Annotated in this window: 22 protein-coding genes and 1 tRNA gene; 4 read left to right on the top strand and 19 right to left on the bottom strand. The window is 61.9% G+C overall.

The annotated features are described in order from the left end of the window. Nucleotides 1–160: 160 nt before the first annotated feature. From AACH55_RS09115 to plsX, 12 genes are all read right to left on the bottom strand, one after another. Complete coding sequence (locus tag AACH55_RS09115) at nt 161–454, bottom strand: glutaredoxin family protein (protein ID WP_338719106.1); 294 nt, start codon at nt 452–454, stop codon at nt 161–163. A 118-nt stretch (nt 455–572) separates the two neighbouring features. Then, entirely contained in the window at nt 573–2,048 is a 1,476-nt protein-coding gene (locus tag AACH55_RS09110; protein WP_338719105.1) for a DegQ family serine endoprotease, read from the bottom strand. Nucleotides 2,049–2,062: 14 nt separating this feature from the next. Next, nucleotides 2,063–3,109, bottom strand: a complete 1,047-nt coding sequence (locus AACH55_RS09105) for a MucB/RseB C-terminal domain-containing protein (protein ID WP_338719104.1) — start codon at nt 3,107–3,109, stop codon at nt 2,063–2,065. 1 nt (nt 3,110) lies between these two features. After that, nucleotides 3,111–3,815 (bottom strand): sigma-E factor negative regulatory protein, encoded by a 705-nt coding sequence (locus tag AACH55_RS09100; protein ID WP_338719103.1) that lies wholly within the window; start codon nt 3,813–3,815, stop codon nt 3,111–3,113. Nucleotides 3,816–3,891: 76 nt separating this feature from the next. Then, nucleotides 3,892–4,494, bottom strand: coding sequence for an RNA polymerase sigma factor RpoE (rpoE, locus tag AACH55_RS09095; RefSeq protein WP_006463502.1), 603 nt, complete (start codon nt 4,492–4,494; stop codon nt 3,892–3,894). A 91-nt stretch (nt 4,495–4,585) separates the two neighbouring features. Then, nucleotides 4,586–5,083, bottom strand: coding sequence for a protein YgfX (locus AACH55_RS09090; RefSeq protein WP_338720232.1), 498 nt, complete (start codon nt 5,081–5,083; stop codon nt 4,586–4,588). A gap of 81 nt (nt 5,084–5,164) precedes the next feature. Next, nucleotides 5,165–6,406: a beta-ketoacyl-ACP synthase II gene (gene fabF, locus AACH55_RS09085; RefSeq protein WP_013233925.1), complete on the bottom strand. Its 1,242-nt coding sequence runs from the start codon at nt 6,404–6,406 to the stop codon at nt 5,165–5,167. A gap of 33 nt (nt 6,407–6,439) precedes the next feature. Beyond that, entirely contained in the window at nt 6,440–6,679 is a 240-nt protein-coding gene (gene acpP, locus AACH55_RS09080) for an acyl carrier protein (protein WP_006463505.1), read from the bottom strand. A 163-nt stretch (nt 6,680–6,842) separates the two neighbouring features. Then, on the bottom strand, nt 6,843–7,598 hold the full coding sequence (fabG, locus tag AACH55_RS09075; protein ID WP_338719102.1) for a 3-oxoacyl-ACP reductase FabG: 756 nt from the start codon (nt 7,596–7,598) through the stop codon (nt 6,843–6,845). Further along, nucleotides 7,595–8,527: an ACP S-malonyltransferase gene (gene fabD, locus AACH55_RS09070; protein WP_338719101.1), complete on the bottom strand. Its 933-nt coding sequence runs from the start codon at nt 8,525–8,527 to the stop codon at nt 7,595–7,597. The genes fabG and fabD overlap by 4 nt, the downstream gene beginning before the upstream one ends. An 87-nt stretch (nt 8,528–8,614) precedes the next feature. Then, nucleotides 8,615–9,601, bottom strand: a complete 987-nt coding sequence (locus AACH55_RS09065) for a beta-ketoacyl-ACP synthase III (protein WP_338719100.1) — start codon at nt 9,599–9,601, stop codon at nt 8,615–8,617. Between the two features lie 17 nt (nt 9,602–9,618). Beyond that, the gene (plsX, locus tag AACH55_RS09060) at nt 9,619–10,716 is read right to left on the bottom strand and encodes a phosphate acyltransferase PlsX (protein WP_338719099.1); all 1,098 of its coding nucleotides are present in this window, start codon (nt 10,714–10,716) and stop codon (nt 9,619–9,621) included. On the opposite strand from plsX, the gene AACH55_RS09055 reads away from it, so the two are divergent. Next, nucleotides 10,709–10,930, top strand: coding sequence for a hypothetical protein (locus AACH55_RS09055; RefSeq protein WP_338719098.1), 222 nt, complete (start codon nt 10,709–10,711; stop codon nt 10,928–10,930). The genes plsX and AACH55_RS09055 overlap by 8 nt on opposite strands. A 6-nt stretch (nt 10,931–10,936) precedes the next feature. Here AACH55_RS09055 and rpmF read toward each other — a convergent pair whose 3' ends face one another. Both rpmF and AACH55_RS09045 read right to left on the bottom strand, forming a co-directional pair. Continuing rightward, nucleotides 10,937–11,119 carry a 50S ribosomal protein L32 gene (gene rpmF, locus AACH55_RS09050; protein ID WP_006463510.1) on the bottom strand — a complete coding sequence of 61 codons (183 nt, stop codon included), beginning with the start codon at nt 11,117–11,119 and terminating at the stop codon, nt 10,937–10,939. A 114-nt stretch (nt 11,120–11,233) separates the two neighbouring features. Then, complete coding sequence (locus AACH55_RS09045; protein WP_338719097.1) at nt 11,234–11,764, bottom strand: YceD family protein; 531 nt, start codon at nt 11,762–11,764, stop codon at nt 11,234–11,236. Between the two features lie 157 nt (nt 11,765–11,921). On the opposite strand from AACH55_RS09045, the gene AACH55_RS09040 reads away from it, so the two are divergent. Beyond that, nucleotides 11,922–12,560, top strand: a complete 639-nt coding sequence (locus AACH55_RS09040) for a Maf-like protein (RefSeq protein WP_338719096.1) — start codon at nt 11,922–11,924, stop codon at nt 12,558–12,560. Here AACH55_RS09040 and AACH55_RS09035 read toward each other — a convergent pair. The 3 genes from AACH55_RS09035 to AACH55_RS09025 form a co-directional block, all read right to left on the bottom strand. Further along, nucleotides 12,554–12,772, bottom strand: coding sequence for a DUF1289 domain-containing protein (locus tag AACH55_RS09035; protein ID WP_338719095.1), 219 nt, complete (start codon nt 12,770–12,772; stop codon nt 12,554–12,556). The genes AACH55_RS09040 and AACH55_RS09035 overlap by 7 nt on opposite strands. A 376-nt stretch (nt 12,773–13,148) precedes the next feature. After that, entirely contained in the window at nt 13,149–13,304 is a 156-nt protein-coding gene (locus tag AACH55_RS09030; RefSeq protein WP_338719094.1) for a hypothetical protein, read from the bottom strand. 42 nt (nt 13,305–13,346) lie between these two features. Next, on the bottom strand, nt 13,347–14,561 hold the full coding sequence (locus tag AACH55_RS09025) for an HPP family protein (RefSeq protein WP_338719093.1): 1,215 nt from the start codon (nt 14,559–14,561) through the stop codon (nt 13,347–13,349). 108 nt (nt 14,562–14,669) lie between these two features. Here AACH55_RS09025 and AACH55_RS09020 point away from each other — a divergent pair, with 108 nt between their 5' ends. Next, on the top strand, nt 14,670–15,095 hold the full coding sequence (locus AACH55_RS09020; RefSeq protein WP_338719092.1) for a MarR family transcriptional regulator: 426 nt from the start codon (nt 14,670–14,672) through the stop codon (nt 15,093–15,095). A gap of 101 nt (nt 15,096–15,196) precedes the next feature. Continuing rightward, entirely contained in the window at nt 15,197–16,219 is a 1,023-nt protein-coding gene (locus AACH55_RS09015) for a LacI family DNA-binding transcriptional regulator (RefSeq protein ID WP_338719091.1), read from the top strand. Between the two features lie 15 nt (nt 16,220–16,234). Here the strand turns inward: AACH55_RS09015 and AACH55_RS09010 are convergent, their stop codons facing one another. Together AACH55_RS09010 and AACH55_RS09005 are read right to left on the bottom strand one after the other, a co-directional pair. Then, complete coding sequence (locus tag AACH55_RS09010; protein ID WP_338719090.1) at nt 16,235–17,980, bottom strand: sensor domain-containing diguanylate cyclase; 1,746 nt, start codon at nt 17,978–17,980, stop codon at nt 16,235–16,237. 333 nt (nt 17,981–18,313) lie between these two features. After that, nucleotides 18,314–18,403 (bottom strand) — tRNA-Ser (locus tag AACH55_RS09005). Nucleotides 18,404–18,619: the final 216 nt, after the last annotated feature.

Raw genomic sequence — 18,619 nt, 5'->3', positions numbered from 1 at the left:
GACTGGAAACGATGAAAAAAGGCGCTCCGAAGCGGGCAGTGCCCAGCCGAGCGCCTTTGCAGCAGCTTATTCGACCCGGCATTTTACCGGAATTCACAGGGACAAGCCCGACTTTCCGGTACCCCCGCCGTACAACGGCGCCTGGCTGCGACAGCGGTCGTTATTGCCTAAAAGCAATAAATTCACGCAGCCGCACCGGGTCCAGATGGTAATGGCACAGCTCCTGCCATTGCCCATCGGCGCCCTGCCCCATCAGCACCGGGACCAGCTCGTCATAGCGCGCCACCAGGGCTTCATCGGCATCGACGTCGGTCATCTCGATAACGGCGGGAATCTCGCCCAACGCCTGGCGCAGGGCCTCATGCAGGTCTTCGCACAGATGGCAGTAGCTGCGCGAATAGATGATGAATTGCAATGGACGGGCGGGCGCTGCAAGCGGATCGGGGGTGGTCATAGGCTCATATGAAGGTTTTTCCCTCAGCACGGCCGAGAGGCAAGGAAAAAGGCTGCGGCCCGTGGGAGCCGCAGCCTTCATGCTGAAGTTTCTGGCAATTTTCCGGGGAAATTTCCCGTCAGTTGCCGCCGTTCGGGCGCAGCGGCACGAACTGCGAAGAGTCGCCACGCCGCACCAGGACGGCCGCGCGCTTCTTGGCATCCAGCTTGGCCACCAGCTGGCCGAACTGCTTGGTGTCGTTGACATCCACTTCGTTGAGCCGCTGGATGACGTCGCCCGGACGAATGCCGGCCGCTGCAGCAGCGCCACTGACAGCTTCCACCAGCACGCCGTTGTCGACCTTCAAGTCCTTCTTCTGCGCATCGCTCAGGTCGCTCACCACCAGGCCCAGGGAATTGGGCGTGTTGTCGGGCTTGGCCTTCTTTTCTTCGGTCTGCTTGGGCTTGTCGGCTTCCATCTCGACCACGGTCAGGGTGACGTCGCGGGCACTACCCTTGCGCCAGATGTTGACGGTGGCCTTCACGCCCGGCTTGGTGGAACCGACCATGCGCGGCAGGTCGCTCGGGCGCTCGATGGCGGCGCCGTTGTACTTCAGGATGATGTCCCCGGCTTCCAGTCCCGCCTTTTCGGCCGGGCCGCCGGCTTCCACGCGCTGCACCAGCGCACCCTGGGCACGCGCTAAGCCCAGCGATTCGGCCACATCCTTGGTCACTTCACCGATCTGCACGCCGATACGGCCGCGCGTGACGCGTCCGCTGGCCTTCAACTGGTCGGCCACGCGCAGCGCTTCATCGATGGGCACCGCAAAGGAAATCCCCATGAAGCCACCGGACCGGCTGTAAATCTGCGAATTGATGCCGACCACTTCGCCCTTCAGATTGATCAGCGGACCGCCCGAGTTGCCCGGATTGACCGCCACGTCAGTCTGGATCAGCGGCAGGTAGTCGCCGGTATCGCGCGCCTTGGCCGAGACGATACCTGCAGTTACGGTGTTTTCCAGACCGAAGGGCGAGCCGATGGCCAGCACCCATTCACCCACGCGGATCTTGTCGGAGTCGCCCATGCTCAGGCGCGGCAGGTTGCTGCCATCGATCTTGAGCACAGCCACGTCGGTACGCGTATCGGAACCCACGATCTTGGCCTTGAATTCGCGCTTGTCGGTCAGGGTCACATAGACCTCGCTGGCACCATCGATCACGTGGGCATTGGTCATGATGAAGCCATCTGCCGAGATGATGAAGCCCGAGCCCACGCCGCGCGGCACTTCTTCCTGCTGGCCCTGGCCACCCTGCTTGCCATTGCCGCGCGGGGTGCCGGGCTGCTGCTGGCGCGGAATGGGAATGCCGAAGAAGCGGCGGAAGAATTCCTGCATCTCCGGATCATCCATGCCGCCCTGCCCCTGGGCATTCTGGCGCACGCGTTCGGTAGTGCGGATGTTGACCACGGCCGGTCCGGTCCGCTCGACGATATCGGCAAAATCAGGCAGCGCTACTGCAGGCGCAGCCACCGGGGGCGCGGCCAGCACGGCCGGCGCGGCAGCAAGGACGGAAACGGCCAGCAAGGCGCCGGCAAGGGTATTCTTCAAGGGAGTCATTGGAACGGTCTCTATTATTTGGATTTCAGTTCAATAGAATTGGCGACCTGCCGGATCGCCGCGGCAGGCACTTCCCCCACAACGGTGAGCCAATAATCACCCTGGCGACGGCCGAGGATGTTCATGGCGCCCTGCTGTATCGTACCTTCTTCCCGACCCTGGCTGCCAGGCTCGATGAAGACCGAGATCGCGGCCAACCCGTCGGAAAACACGATCTGCAAGACCTCACGCTCCGCCGGGCGGTTCTGGGCCGGTGCAGCACCCGCCGGACCGCTGTCGGAAATCATGCGTCGCACCTGCTGGATCTTGCGGAAACCCGGGGGCGGCGTCACCTGCCAGGCCGACAGATCGACAGGGGCCATGGCCGCCTTCTCGATACGCCAGCCGTGCGTGTCCTTGTAAGTGGGGTTGACCCGGGCACGATCAATACCGCCGATCTGGATCTGGGTGAAGGCAATCTGCTCGATCACCTCGCCCTTGGCATCCAGCGTTTGCGCGCGCAGCAGCAGGCCGGTGGCCTGGTCGGCACAGAAACGATAGCCGTAGCGCAGCTTGTCGCGCGGCGCCAGCACGATGGACTGGCAGGCCCGCCCGGCCACACGCTCGTCGGCATCGGCCTGGATGCGATAGTGGCTGGCAAGGTCCTCCGGACGGGCATCGACGATGGCCGGGAAAACGTCGCGGGTGACCCGCTTTTCCATGCGTACGATGCGCAAGTCGGGCTCGTAACTGGCTACGTCGTCGTTGTCGCGCACGAATTCGCGCGGCTTGCCGTCTAGCAGCTCCAGCTTTTCCAGCTCGCTCTTGCCGGCCACCACGTGGGTGACCCGCGAACTGCGCATCAACGCGGCCTGCTGATAGACAAAACTGCCGGAATAATTGAGATGCTGGGCGGCAGATTGCATTTTTTGCAATTGCGCCAACAGCGCGGAAGAAGCGGAGGCTTCACTGACCGTAGTTGCAGAAACGCCATCCGCCGCTAAAGCGGATGGCGCCAAGGAGAACCCTACCAACGTGGACAGCAAGCACAGTACGCCGTACAGACGCCCGGTCAGATGCATCTTACTTGTCTGCGTCCGAGGAGAAGGCTGCGGAACGGGCGTATTGCGCCGAACTGTAGGAAGGCGAGAAGCGCTGGTGGGCGAACAGGTACTCGTCGATGCGCGGATCGCGCTTGACTTCACCCTGCTGGGCCAGCGAGCTCAGCTGGCTCACGTTTTGCGGATTGCCATTGGTCTCGGCGACGGTCGCAATGGCCGAAGGCACATTGACCGGTGCCGACGCCACCTGGGCCATCGGCACCACCGCCTTGGAATCAGCCGTCACCACGGCCTGCTGCGGCATGGCCACGAAGACTGCTGCCACGGCAGCGGCAGCCGCTGCGGCGCTGGGCATGAGAAAACGTACCAGGCGGCCGGGACGGCGCGCACGGTGGTCCCCATTGGCCGCACCCGCTGCGGTTGCCGTCGCCACGGCTGGCGCGGCAGGCGCAGCCACCGACTGCGCAGGCGCAACCTGGGGCTGCGGCGCGACGATGGCCGGCTCGGCATCTAGCCACGCACTCATCTTGGCGGAGAAGCCAGCGCTGAGGGAAACATCCATCTCCTCCGAACGCAGCACCTCGCCGATGCGATGGTAATCCTCCCAGGCGTCCTGGGCGTCCTTGGAAGAACGCAAGGCCGCAAGGGCAAGGGTCATTTCTTCAGAGCCCAGCTCGCCATCGGCGAGGGCTGAGATCTGCTCTTTGGTCGTTACTTTGGTATCCATGTGCAGTCACCCGGCAAATATCTTAGTTCCATACCCGCTTTATTATTTTCTTTTTGACAACAGGCTTGTCGCCTCATCACCAGCGCTTGTCCGCCGCCGTATCCAGCAGTGGACGCAACTTCTCGGCAATTGCTTCCCGGGCGCGGAAAATGCGGCTGCGCACGGTGCCGATCGGACAATTCATCGCATCTGCAATCTCGTCGTAGCTCAACCCCTCGATCTCGCGCAACGTGATGGCAGTACGTAATTCTTCCGGCAATGCCTCCATCGCCACGTTGACCGTCTGAGCAATCTGCTTGGTGGCCAACATCGACTCTGGAGTGTTGATGTCCCTCAGATGGTCTGCATCGTCAAAAGTTTCAGCTTCTTCTGCATCTGCTTCTGTCGAAGTTGGCGCCCTGCGGCCCATCGTTACCAGATAGTTCTTTGCAGTGTTGATGCCGATGCGGTAAAGCCAAGTATAGAAGGCAGAATCGCCACGGAATTGGGGCAACGCGCGGTAAGCCTTGATGAAGGCTTCCTGCACCACGTCCTCGGCTTCGGCCTGGTCGCGCACCAGGCGCGACACCAGGCGCATCAGCTTGCGTTGATACTTGACTACCAATAGCTCGAACGCCTTCTTGTCGCCACGCTGGACGCGCTCAACAAGCTGTTGGTCAATTTCGCGTTCTGTCGTCAAACCGGGTTCCTTGTTTTTTATAGCCGTGTTGTTTTATCGTCATTGCCTAGGGCAGATGCCTCCAGCTCGGCAATTTTCAAGGCTGCCGGGCTTATTTTTCCAGCATCTTCGCCTTGGCCGTATTGTGACTGATCAACCAGCGGCACGCCACGGAAAGTGCACGGAATGTATCTTCGGAGACGGAATCCGTGAGAATGGGGATAGTACGGGTCTTGCCATTTTCCAGCCGCAGGCGCAGAAACAGCATGCCCGGCCAGATGGTACTGCCCGCCAGGAGCTGGGCCAGTCCGGCTTTCATCACCTGAGGCTTGGCGCGCGCCGACGGCAACAGGTGTTCCACCACGCGGATCTGCCCGGTGCCGGAAATGTGCAGCCAGATCACCTTGCGACCGCGCAACACCAGCGCCAGAGCGAGTGCGGCAGCCAGTATGCAGGCCATGGCCAGAAGACAGCGCGCAGTCCAGGACAGCGAACCCGACATCCCGAACGCCAGCAACACACCGGTCAGCGCCACGCAAAGAGAGGCGAAGGCAGAGACCAGGAGGAGCAAGCGGGAAGGTTTGATATCCGCAGAAACTGCTATCGACATAAGCTGCCCGGGCGGAAGCGGCGCAATGCGCGCCATTAAAACGACAAACCCGGCTTCCGAAGGGAAGCCGGGCCTTGCATTTTACATCTTGCCGATGACCAGGGTGCCGTTGGTGCCGCCGAACCCGAAGGAGTTCTTGACGGCAATGTCGATCTTCATGTCCCGCGCCTGGTTGGCGCAGTAATCCAGATCGCATTCCGGATCCTGGTTGAAGATGTTCATCGTCGGCGGCGACACCTGATTGTGCACTGCCAGCACGGTCAACACCGTTTCCAGACCGCCAGCGCCACCCAGCAGGTGACCGGTCATGGATTTGGTCGAATTGACAACCATCTTGTAAGCATGGTCGCCGAATGCGGCCTTGATCGCGTCGGATTCGTTCTTGTCGCCCAGCGGGGTCGACGTACCGTGCGCGTTCAGGTACTGCACTTCATCCGGATTGACGCCGGCATCGCGCAGTGCATTGAGCACGCAGCGGCGCGGACCATCCAGGTTGGGCGCAGTCATGTGGTAAGCATCGCCGCTCATGCCGAAGCCGAGCAGTTCTGCATAGATCTTGGCACCACGGGCCTTGGCGTGTTCGTACTCTTCGAGCACCATCACGCCGGCGCCCTCGCCCAGCACGAAACCGTCGCGATCCTTGTCCCAGGGACGGGAAGCGGTGGCGGGATCATCGTTGCGGGTCGACAAGGCGCGGGCCGAAGCGAAACCACCGATGCCCAGCGGCGAAACGCTGGATTCGGCGCCGCCGGCAACCATCACATCCGCATCGCCGTACATGATCATGCGTGCGGCAGAGCCGATGCAATGCAGGCCGGTGGTGCAGGCGGTGACGATGGCCAGGTTGGGGCCCTTCAGACCAAACTTGATGGACAAGTTGCCCGAGATCATGTTGATGATCGAGGCAGGGATAAAGAAGGGGCTGATGCGGCGCGGACCACGGTTGGTCAGTTCGGCGTGGGTTTCTTCGATCAGCGGCAGGCCGCCGATGCCCGAACCGATCATGACGCCAATGCGCTCGGCATTCTCATCCGTTACCGTCAGGCCACTGTCCTGCATGGCCTGGATACCGGCGGCCATGCCGAAGTGGATGAAGGTATCCATATGACGCGCTTCCTTGGCGGGGATGTAATCCTCGATATTGAAGCCCTTGACTTCACCGGCGAAGTGCGTGGTGAAGGGGGTTGCGTCGAACTTGGTGACGGTAGCGATGCCGGACTTGCCTTCCTTGATGGCACTCCACGTATCGGCGACGTTGTTGCCGACAGGCGAGATGCATCCCAGGCCGGTAATGACTACACGACGTTCACGAGTGCGGCTCAAGCAATTCTCCTGATACTTTGACCAAAGCCCTTATCAGGCCTTGACTTGCGACTTTGCGTAGTCGATCGCCTGTTGCACGGTGGTGATCTTTTCGGCTTGTTCGTCGGGGATTTCCATTTCGAACTCATCTTCCAGTGCCATGACCAGCTCGACGGTGTCCAGCGAGTCGGCGCCCAGGTCGTCCACGAACGACGATTCGTTCTTGATGTCGGCTTCGGCGACGCCCAGTTGCTCAGCGACGATCTTCTTCACGCGTTGTTCGATATCGGACATAGTGTTCCTCCAGAGGGATGATAGGTTACAAAAGTGCGCGCATTTTAGCAGGTTTGCGCGCGGAAAATTTACTTTTAACTATTCCTGGCAAGATTGCGCCAAGTCCAGCTTAACTGCAAACAAAAGTCGTCAAAAGGACTTGCATCAAGCCCGGAAGACTTGCTTAACCCATGTACATGCCGCCGTTGACGTTGAGCGTCGTACCGGTGATGTAGGCGGCCTGGGGCGAGGCCAGGAAGGCCACCGCATAGGCGATTTCCTCGGCCGCACCCAGGCGGCCCAGCGGGATCTGCTGCAGGATGGCGGCAGACTGCTGTTCGTTGAGCGCCTTGGTCATATCGGTATCGATGAAGCCGGGCGCCACGCAGTTCACGGTGATGTTGCGGCTGCCGATCTCGCGCGCCAGCGCGCGGCTCATGCCGGCCACGCCGGCCTTGGCGGCGGCATAGTTCATCTGGCCTGGATTGCCGGCCTCGCCCACCACCGAGGTGATGTTGATGATGCGGCCGGTGCGGGCCTTCATCATGCCGCGCAGCACGGCGCGCGAAAGACGGCCCACGGCGGTGAGGTTGGTGGCGATGACGCTATCCCACTCCTCATCCTTCATGCGCATGGCCAACTGGTCCTGGGTGATGCCGGCGTTGTTGACCAGGATGGAAAGCGTCCCGAATTCCTTCTGCACCTGTTCCACCAGAGCCACGCTGGCTTCTGCGTCGTTGACGTTGAGGACCGCGCCACGGCCGGCTTCCGGGTCCAGCGCTGCCAGGTACTCGGTGATGGCGGCCGCACCCGATTCGGAGGTAGCCGTACCGACCACCTTTGCGCCCTGCTTTGCCAGTTCGGTGGCGATGGCACGGCCGATGCCGCGCGAGGCGCCGGTCACCAGGGCGACCTGGCCTTGCAGATTCTGTGCACTCATTTCAGCAACTCCAATACTTTGTTCAGGGATTCCTGGTCGACGATGGCCTCACCCACCAGTTCGCCATTGATGCGCTTGGTCAGGCCGGTCAGTACCTTGCCCGGACCGCATTCGACCAGATGGGTGACGCCATCGGCAGCCATCTTCTGCACCGTCTCGACCCAACGCACGGGCGCAGCAGCCTGACGCACCAGGGCGTCCTTGATGGCGGCCGGATCATTGACCACGGCCACGTCGACGTTGTTGATCAGGGGGATCTGCGGGGCGGAAAACGCCACGTTGGCCAGATAGGCCTGCAGGCGATCCGAAGCGGGCTTCAACAGCGAGGAGTGGAACGGCGCCGACACCGGCAGCGGCAGCGCGCGCTTGGCGCCCTTGGCCTTGGCGATGTCGCAGGCGCGGCCCACCGCAGCCTTGTGGCCGGCGATCACGACCTGGGCCGGGGCGTTGAAGTTGACGGCTTCGACCACTTCGCCTTGTGCAGCTTCGGCGCAGGCAGCACGCACATCCTCATCGGACAGACCGAGAATGGCCGCCATGCCGCCCTGCCCGACGGGCACGGCTTCCTGCATGGCTTGCGCGCGGAAGCGCACCAGCGGTACCGCATCCTTGAAGGCGATCACGCCAGCGGCGACCAGCGCCGAATACTCACCCAGGCTGTGGCCGGCGACCAGCGCCGGTGCCTTGCCGCCTGCGGCCAGCCAGGCACGGCAGAAGGCCACGGCGGCCGTCAGCATGACCGGCTGGGTGTTGGTGGTCAGGTCCAGGTCTTCCTTGGGGCCTTCGGCGATGAGCTTGCCGAGGTCGAACTGCAGGGCATCGGAGGCTTCGGCGACGGTCTGGCGCACGACGTCGTTGTCGGCAAAACCATTGAGCATCCCGATCGCCTGAGAACCCTGGCCGGGGAAAACGAAAGCAAATGTTGTCATGCTTGGATGTGTGTGAAGTTGTATAAAAATGCAGTAGATGAGCGAGCAATGTGAAGCACGATGCCACGACGGCGGCGCATCCCTGCCTTACATGCGCACCAGCACGGCGCCCCAGGTGAAGCCGCCGCCCACGCCTTCCATCATGACGGTGTGGCCCGGCTGGATGCGGCCGTCGCGCACCGCCTGGTCCAGCGCCAGCGGAATGGAGGCCGCCGAGGTATTGCCATGTTCGGCTACGGTGACCACCATCTTTTCCAGCGGCAGGCCCATCTTCTTGGCCGTGCCCTGCATGATGCGGATATTGGCCTGGTGCGGCACCAGCCAGTCGACGTCGGTGGATTGCATCTGGGCCGCTTCCAGCGCTTCGCGCGCCACCTTGTCCAACAGGGAAACGGCCAGCTTGAAGACCGCCGGACCATCCATGTACAGATAGGCACTGCCAGCAACGGCGCCGTTGTTGACGCTACCCGGCACGCAGAGGATGTGGCCGTGGCTGCCATCGGCGTGCAGCTTGGTCGCCAGCACGCCCGGCTCCTGCGAGGCGCTCATGACGACGGCGCCGGCGCCGTCGCCGAAGAGCACACAGGTGGTGCGATCCTTGAAATCCAGAATGCGCGAGAACACTTCCGCACCGATCACCAGAACGTTCTTGTGCGCACCGGATTTGATGAAGCTGTCTGCCACCGACATGGCGTACACGAAGCCGCTGCAGACCGCCTGCACATCCATGGCAGGCGCACCGTTGGTGATGCCCAGCTTGCGCTGGACCACACAGGCGGTGCTGGGGAAGCCACCCAGGTGGTCCGGGGTGGAAGTGGCCATGATGATCAGGTCGATGTCATTGGGCTGCATGCCCGCCGCTTCCAGCGCACGCTGCGCCGCTTGCAGGGCGAGGTCGCTGGAGAGCTGGGCCGGTTCAGCGTAGTGGCGCGCGGAAATGCCGCTGCGGGTGACGATCCATTCGTCCGAGGTCTCGATACCCTGCTCGGCCAGCTGCGCGGCCAGTTCGTGATTGGTGACGCGCTTGGCCGGCAGGTAGCTGCCGGTGCCGACGATTTTGCTGTAAGTGGTCATGCCGTCTTCTTGCTCTGTTAGTTCGGTTGATCCAGCGAGACCGGTGCCGACTCGAAAGCCACGGCAGCGGCCTCGGCCGTGCGCCCCTGTCCCTGGGGCATGAGCTCCGCCATGCTGGCGGCAATACGGGCGAGCACATCATACTTGGCCGCGTCATAGGCGCGGCGGATGGCCCATTCGAAAGCGTACACATCCGCCCCGCCGTGGCTCTTGAAGACCAGGCCCTTCAGGCCCAGCAAGCTGGCGCCATTGTAGCGGGAAGGATTGAGGCGGCGCGACAGCGCCTTGATGGCACCATAGGCGATCAGGGCGCCGAGCTTGTTGATGAAGCCCTTCTTGAATTCACTGGTGAGCACCTGCTTGACGAAACGCCCCAGGCCTTCGGACGCCTTCAGGGTCACGTTGCCCACGAAGCCGTCACACACCACCAGGTCGGTGGTGCCTTCGAAGATGTCGTTGCCTTCCACGTTGCCGTAGAAGTTGAGGATGCCCTTCTCATGATCGGCACGCAGCAGGCCGGCAGTCGCCTTGACCAGCTCGTTGCCCTTCATGTCTTCCTCACCCACGTTCAACAGGCCCACGGTCGGTTTGGCCTTGCCTTCCATGACCGCCACCAGGGCCGAGCCCATGAGTGCAAATTGATGTAAATGCTGTGGCTCGCAATCGACGTTGGCGCCGAGGTCGAGCATGTAGGTGGGGCCATCCTTCTGGTTGGGCAGGATGGTGCAGATGGCCGGACGGTCCACGCCCGGCAGGGTCTTCAACACATAGCGCGAAACCGCCATGAGCGCGCCGGTATTGCCGGCCGAGACGGCCGCATGAGCCTGGCCATCCTTGACCAGGGTCACGGCCACGCGCAGAGAAGAATCCTTCTTGCGGCGCAGGGCGACCTCGATTGGGTCGTCCATGGTCACCACTTCCGTGGCGTTGTGAATGCGGATGCGGGCTTCGCCGGCCAGCTTGTATTTCTTCAGCAGCGGCTGCAGCACGGCTTCCTGACCGACCAGGATGAGCTCTGCATCAGGTTGGCGCTTGAGGAAGGAGGCAGCGGCCGGGAGCGTGACTGACGGGCCATGATCGCCACCCATGCAGTCGATTGAAATTTTGATGGTCATCGATTTGATTCAGAGCCTTGCCAGCCCACATTATGAGGCAGATTGCAAAGCCTTCAAAATGGCACACTTGGACAGCGCACCAGATGAAGCTTCACGCAAGCAGGCAGGCGGGTCCGCTGACGGATGCCGCGGACATAAAAAAGCGGCGCAAAATGAACCTCTTGAAACAGAAGCTCATTGCGCCGCTTTTCTCCAAAAACAGCAAGCTCAATGAATGAGATTACTCGTCGTTCTTGGTCTTGAGCACCTTGCGACCACGGTAGAAACCGTTGGGGCTGATGTGGTGACGCAGGTGGGTCTCACCAGTCGTCGGCTCCACAGCCAGCGGGGGTGCAGTCAGAAAGTCGTGTGCACGATGCATACCGCGCTTGGACGGGGTCTTTTTGTTCTGTTGAACGGCCATGATTACTCCTAAACCTTACTTAAGATTGAAAATTTTAACACACCGGATTCCTGTTTTAGGTAAACCCGCCGTGCCGCTGCCCGGCCTTTGCCAGACATTCCCCAACAATACTTGTTACTGCTTCAACTTCTTCAGTACCTCAAACGGGGAAGCCCGTTCAGCACCTTTGGCCTGGTCCGCCACGCCACCATCAGGACAGACGTCATGCTTGGGCGCCACCGGCAGGGCCAGCAGTGCTTCGTCTTCGATCAGGTAGTTCACGTCGAAGGCGGCTGATCCGACGATGACATCGATCTCGTCATCGTCCAGCAGTTCTTCGATGGTGTCGGCTTGCGCCTCATCTTTTGCCAATACCAGCAGCGACTTCGAATCAATCTCGAAATTCAATGCCGTCAGGCAACGCTGACAGATCAGATTAACTGCACCCGACACTGCCAGACTGAGTTGAGCATGTCCCAGCTTGTCGATATCGCCGGACAGAGCCCAACGAATCCTGCCGGAACGGTCAACCGTCTCTTGCGCCAGACGACCTAATTCAGCAACCGGAATCTCACCCTGCGCCTGCTGTTTCAGCCTGCAGAATTCGAACGCGTCAATGACAAATGCATTCATAGCTAAAGCAGAATCCGGAAAACCTGCGATCATAACAGAAAATTTCCTTACCAGTCAAAGCCTTAGCGCGCCAGGTGCGTGTTACGCGCAAAAAAATCCGCCACAGGTGGTAACAAAGACGCTTTGGCGAGGTTTTTCGGCCAAAATCCGGGTTTTACCTGCCAACAGCATCACATTGATCGCTTCCGATATGTCGCAAAATCACCCCAATCCAACACCGGTGCGCCTCATCCTCGGCTCCAGCTCCGTCTACCGCAAGCAATTGCTGAGCCGCCTCGGCCTGCCCTTCGAGACCATCGCACCGGACATCGACGAAACCCCGCACCCCGGCGAGACGCCCGAAGCAACCGCCCTGCGCCTGGCACGCGAGAAGGCCGCCGCCATTGCCGCACGCGTCGGCCCGGCCCTGGTGATCGGCTCGGATCAGGTCGCCACGCTGGACGGACTGCAGATCGGCAAGCCCGGCAATCACGCCAATGCCTTAAAACAATTACAACTGATGCGCGGCCGCGAAGTGATCTTCCATACGGCACTGTGCCTCTGGGATGGCCGCCGGGCCGATGCCGCCGCAGCGGCACAGGTCCGCAACGTGCAAACCCTGGTGCGCTTTCGCCACCTGGACGACGCCGAGCTGAATGCCTACCTGCGCATCGAGCAGCCCTATGACTGCGCCGGCAGCGCCAAGAACGAGGGCCTGGGCATCGCCATCCTGGAGAGCATCCGCAGCGACGACCCGACTGCCCTCACCGGACTGCCGCTGATCGCCCTGACCGGCATGCTGCGCCAGGCTGGCGTGACTTTCTTTGCGGCCGGTGCCGCGAATCAGTAATTGCGGCGCGGATAACCTTCGGCCAGGATGCGCTGCCACACCACTTCGCGCTGCGCCTGGTCCATGAAGACCCATTGCGCCACCTCATCGACGGTCCGGCCGCAGCCACGGCAGACGTCATCGAAGGTCGTGGAGCACACGGCCACGCAAGGCGTGTCGGGGCGCTCGGGTGCAGGCTGGGGGGCGGACGGCAAAGGGAGACTGGAAGACATTGACTGAATCTGCATGAGGAAGGTGAAGCAGCGCGCAGGCGCTTGCCCCGCGCTCAGGTAAAAACATTCACCTGGACGGGGCCGCAATGCTTCATATCTTACCAAGAACCGGCGCCAGCCTCTCCCTACCGACGGAAGGGATATGCACGCGACAGGCAAAAAAAAGCCCGCGACCATCAGGTGCGGGCTTGAATCCAATTTCTTAAGGAGGAGATTGGAGGAGACAGGTGCAACTATAGCGATGCACTCCGGCTGAGTCTGCTTTATTGTGGCAATAGCAGATATTCACGCCGCTCATATCTTTCGTCCGAACGGCGCCACAGGCCCGCTCAGCCGCTCCTCTTCTCCCTCTTCTTCCCCTTCCCTCTCCCCACATTCATCCCATCCGCAGAGGGGTCTGCAGTGCGGAGGTCACCGGCTTCGGCGGATTGCCGCCTTTGCGCTCGCAGGCTTGCAACAGCAGCAGTGCAGACATCAGCAAAATCAGCGCATTCGTTCTCATCGCCGCCCCCATGAATGAATTGTCTTGCATAAAATGCCACCTTCCGCCCGACCTGCCCGGCTGTCAAGCCCATCAGGCGGCGCTACGCAAGCCCTGTTGCGCCACCATTGCCGGGACGGCGCGTGCGGTAGCAAGGTTCTTCTCATAAAGCGCGGCAATCATGTCCGATTGCGTCAACATGCCGGCCAGCTTGCCATCGGCCTGCACCACGGGAATCTGATGCAGCCCGTCCGCCATGCGCGGCACCAGCGCCAGCACCGGCGTATCGACCTGGGCGGTGACGACGGGCCGGCTCATGATCTGGCCGACCACTTCAGGCTTGTCCGAATGCGTGAAAGGCACCCGGTGCAACAGCCGCCGCAACTGCGCTGCCAGGCCGGTGTGCACCTCCACCCCGGCATGCTCGAGGAAGTCACTGCGGCTGACGATGCCGATGACGTGCCGGCCACGATCAATCACCGGCAAGGCCCGCAGGCGGTGCTGCCGCAGCAGGCGCCAGGCCTCGTCCAGGCCGGTGGCGAATTCGACCGCCACCACGTCGCGCGACATCACGGCCGCACAGAGCGTCTGACCGAAGCGGCGGTGATAGGCGCGCATTTCGGTCTGCAGGAAGATTTCCTCCAGATCGTCGCGGCCGATGTCGAGCACCTGGTTGAAATTCTTCAGGACCTCATCCAGATCTTCATGTGAAAACCCCAACCGCGTGATCGGCAATTCATCCCGGGTCTGGTGCGGATGCGGCGAGGCGCTTTGCTGGGCGTGCGGATAGCGGCGCCCGGTGGCGTTGTTGTAGAACAGCGCTGCCGCCAGCAACAGCAGCGAATTGAGCAGCACCGGCGAAAGCACGAAGGCATAGCCCATCTCATGCACCACCGGCCCGCCCAGCACCGCCGTCAAGGCCACTGCCCCGCTGGGCGGATGAATGCAACGCAGCAGGAACATGGCGCCGATGGCCAGCGAAATGGCCAGCGCCGCCGACAGGGCCGGCTCCTGCACCAGCTTCGCGCAACTCACGCCAATCAACGCCGCGCACAGGTTGCCGCCGATGATGGACCAGGGCTGGGCCAAAGGGCTGGACGGCACCGCAAACAGCAGCACCGCCGACGCCCCCATGGGCGCGATCAGCCAGATGGTGCGCGCTTCATGCGGCAGCAGCGCGTAACTGATGAGCCCCACCAGCAGAATACCGAACAGACTCCCGGCGCAAGCGCGCATGCGCTCGAAACGATCCACATTGGTCTTGGCAGGAACAAAACTTTTTAACCACAGCAAGATAGAATCGGGCATATCCGTTCCGAGAAGACGGTTCTCACCAAAGCCTCAATTACATCACAAGATGATACATATGTCCTGTTTGCCGCTCTTCCTTTCCTTTCACCACGCAGGGTCGTTCCAATGAACGCCGCGCCCCGCCTGCAAAAGGACGATTTCGAGGCCTTGTCGGAATTTCGCTACCAGTTGCGCCGTTTCCTGCGTTTTTCGGAAGAGGCGGCGCAGAGTGAAGGCCTCACGCCCCTGCAATACCTGCTCATGCTGCACATCAAGGGCTATCCCGGCCGCGACTGGGCCAGCATCAGCGAGCTGGCCGAACGCCTGCAAGCCCAGCATCATGGTGTGGTGGCGCTGGTGACGCGCTGCGTGAAGGCCGGCCTGGTGGTCCGCCGGCCGGATGACCGCGACAAGCGCCTGGTTCAGGTGCGCCTGACCGAACTGGGAGAACAATACCTGCACCGCCTGGCGCAATTGCATCGCAATGAATTGCACTCGCTGTCGGGGGTGTTCCAGGTCTCGCACATCTCGGCCTTCAACGACCGCGACTGAACCGGCGCATCCCTGTCGAAACCGGGCTTTCGGATCGCCGAAAGCCCGGCGAAAGCAAGCAGCTGTTATGCTTGCGACAACTTGCCATCACCCGCCCCCCCATGACCCGCAAAACCGATCCTGCCGCCCCGCTCGCCCGCGCCATTACCAAGGAAGACGTGGCACGCGCCGCCGGGGTCTCGCACATCACAGTGTCGCGGGTGATCAATACGCCTGAAAAAGTCGCCCCTGCCACGCGCGAGCGGGTTGAAGCCTTCATCAGCAGCATGGGCTACATTCCCAACATGCTGGCCGGCGGCCTGGCCTCGCGCCGTACCCGCATCGTTGCGGCCATCGTCCCCACCATCAGCCATTCGATCTTTGCCGAAACCGTGCGCGGCCTGTCCGAGCAGTTGAGCCTGCAGGGTTACCAGTTGCTGCTGGGGCAGACCAATTATTCGGAAGAGGCGGAAACCGGCCTGGTGGAAGCCTTCATCGGCCGTCGCGTGGATGGCCTGGTCTTGACCGGCGTGCAGCACTCGGCCCGCACGCGCCAGCGCCTGAAAGCGGCCGGCATTCCGGTGGTGGAAACCTGGGACTTGAGCACGCAGCCCATCGATATGCTGGTGGGCTTCAATAACCATGCCGCCGGGCACGCCATGGGGGATTATCTGGTACGCAAGGGCTATCGCCGCATGGCCTTCGTGGGCGGCGAGGACCCGCGCGCACTGGCGCGCTTTGCCGGCATGCGCGATGCCTTGCTGGCCCAGGGCGCACCCGAGCCGGTGCATCTGGTGGTCCCGGTGGGCAGCTTCCTGCAGGCCGGGCGCGAGACCCTGTGCCGGCTCCTGGCGCTGCAGCCGGCCATCGAGGCCGCCTTCTTCAGTAATGACGTCATGGCCGCCGGCGCCGCCCTCGAATGTGCGCGACGCGGCATCGCCGTGCCGCAGCGCATGGCACTGGCCGGTTTCGCCAATCTGGAAATTGCCACCGAAGTGCTGCCCGCCCTGACCACGGTGCAGATCAGCGCGCACGAGATCGGCGTGACGGCGGCCGAGATGCTGCTCACCCGTTTCGATGGACAGGCGGTATCCGAGCCGCTGTGCGACCTCGGCTATTGCATTTTGGAACGCGACAGCGCCTGAACCGGCTGCACCGGCTCAGGGCTCCTCCAGCGCATCCCCGGCCAGTACGACACGATTGCGCCCCAGCCGCTTGGCACGATAGAGCGCCACGTCGGCGCGCCGGGTCAGCTTGTCCAGCGCCTCGCCTGCCACGTGGGTGGCCACGCCGAAACTGGCCGTCACCCTGATCTGGCGATCGCACTCAGTCTCGAAGACACGCTCGGCCAGCGCCGCGCAGAGCTTGTCGGCCACCGCCCCGGCCTGCGCCAGGTCGGACTCGGGCAGCAGGATGACGAATTCCTCGCCGCCATAGCGCGCCAGCACATCCACCTTGCGCAGCAGTTGCGCCACGCACTGTGCCACGCCGATCAGGATGGCGTCCCCGGCCTGGTGACCATGGCTGTCGTTGATGCGCTTGAAGTGATCGATGTCGAACAGCACGACCGACAATCCCCGTCCATAGCGCTCGGCCATGCCCAGCTGCTGCTCGGCATGGGCGTAGAAGGCGCGCCGGTTCAGCACCCCCGTGAGGAAATCCGTGTTGGAGGAAGCCTGCAACTGCGTGATCAGAGCTTCGCGCTCCCTGGCCAGGCTGTTGCGCTCGACCATGCGCTGCTTGAGCACGTGCAAGGCCCGCATCATGGCACCGATTTCATCCTGATGGCGGGCCTCGGGAATCTCCTGTTCCAGCCTGCCTTCCACCAACCCCGCGACCAGATCGGTCGCCTCTACCAGGGGCCGGACCACGCGCCGGCCGATCAACACCACCAGCAACTGGAAGAACAGGCAGGCCAGCAGGGTCAGACTCACCACCAGAATCAGCAGATTGCGGGCGCGGGTATTGTGGCGCTCGGCCTGCCTCTGAAGATCGCTCAGCAGCAGGTCGCGCAGGTCGGTAAGCGGGGCCAGCTGGGGCACGTAGAACTTGAAGAGATCATTGGGCATGGCGCCATAGTCGCCCGACTTCAAGCCCATCTGCAGCAGGAAATCCAGGAACTGGAAGCCGCTATCGAAGTATTCCTTCCCCACCCGCTCCTGGGCTGCCGCAATGTCGGGCCGGCTGCTGTAGCTGGACAACTGCGTATTGACGAACACGCGCAGCAGTTCGATGCGACCGTAGAGGCGGCCGATTTCGATCACCTCATCCTGGGTCAACTGGCGATGCGCGATCATGGGCGCCACGAAGCGCGAGCCGAGCTGACCCGCATATTCGCGCAGCGTAGCCACGCCGCGCACCGCCGACAGCCCATCCCGCAGCAAGGGATCGGCCCGGTCCACCTCGTTGCCCAGCTCGGTCATCACCCGCAGCATCGGCGGCATCAGATCCACCATGCGGGACACCGCCGACGCCACCAGCACGTCCCTGCGATCCTCCGGCGCCAGGGCCGCCACCCGATCAAGGTTGGCGCGCGCCGGGCCCAGGCCTTCCTCCACCAGGCGCACCTTGTCCATGGCCCACGACTGGCGCAGCTGCGGACTGGCTTCCAGCGCCGCATGCAGTTGCGCCAGCGCTGCATCGCTCTCGCTTCGGGCAGCGGCCAGTCTGCCCTGCAGTTCAGCCGGCAGCGGCACACCACTGGCTATGGCCGCATTGGCCGGAGCGCGCTCGGCGGAAATCTTTTCCATGGCCAGCAACGCCAGGCGCAACCTGCGCAAGGCCGGCACACTGTTGGCACCATGGTGATAGGTATTCCATTCCGTCCAGACCAACGCCACCGCAAATGCCAGAAACAGCATCAGCAAGGCGATGGAGATAAACCGGAACAGACGATTCAAGGACATGACAATCCCGCCAAGGAAATCAAACGCAAATGCACATGCATGAGACGAATATAACAAGCCGCAGTCCGGCACAGCACGGCGACTTCTTGAGCGGGAAGAAAATTTGGCCCAGGCATCGCAGCAACGCCGCGACACTGGAAGCCCCCCCCCCTCCCGTAGTCCGGGATGGGCCTGGCGCGAACCCGGTGTTCTCCCCCTCGAAAAACACCTGGCGGCCAAAAACTGCCTGCCCGCAACTCGCACTCCCTCCAGCGCGGAACCGACGGACAAAAAAATAAGGCCCTGACAAAATCAGAGCCTTATCTCTACAACTTCTACAACATGTGAGCCAACTGGCGGAGAGGGTGGGATTCGAACCCACGGTACGGGAAACCGTACGCCTGATTTCGAGTCAGGTACATTCGACCACTCTGCCACCTCTCCGGTTAACTTCGGTCGTTTCACTGCGTGGTGCAGCAAAGACAGCGACTATAGCAGAACTATTTTCAGAAGGGAACTATTTTTTAAAAAAACTTCCAGAAAATTATCTGATCGCCATTGCTTCTGGCAGAAGACGTACTAGCGGAAGCATACTTCATCTATAAAAACAAAAAGCTGAATTGCTTATCATCATCTTGTCATAAATCACTTCTAGCATCC

Origin of the sequence: Herbaspirillum sp. DW155 (assembly GCF_037076565.1) — a bacterium.
Lineage (GTDB): Bacteria > Pseudomonadota > Gammaproteobacteria > Burkholderiales > Burkholderiaceae_D > Herbaspirillum.
Note: the sequence above shows the minus strand (reverse complement) of the source record. Positions and strands in the feature narration are given on the sequence as shown.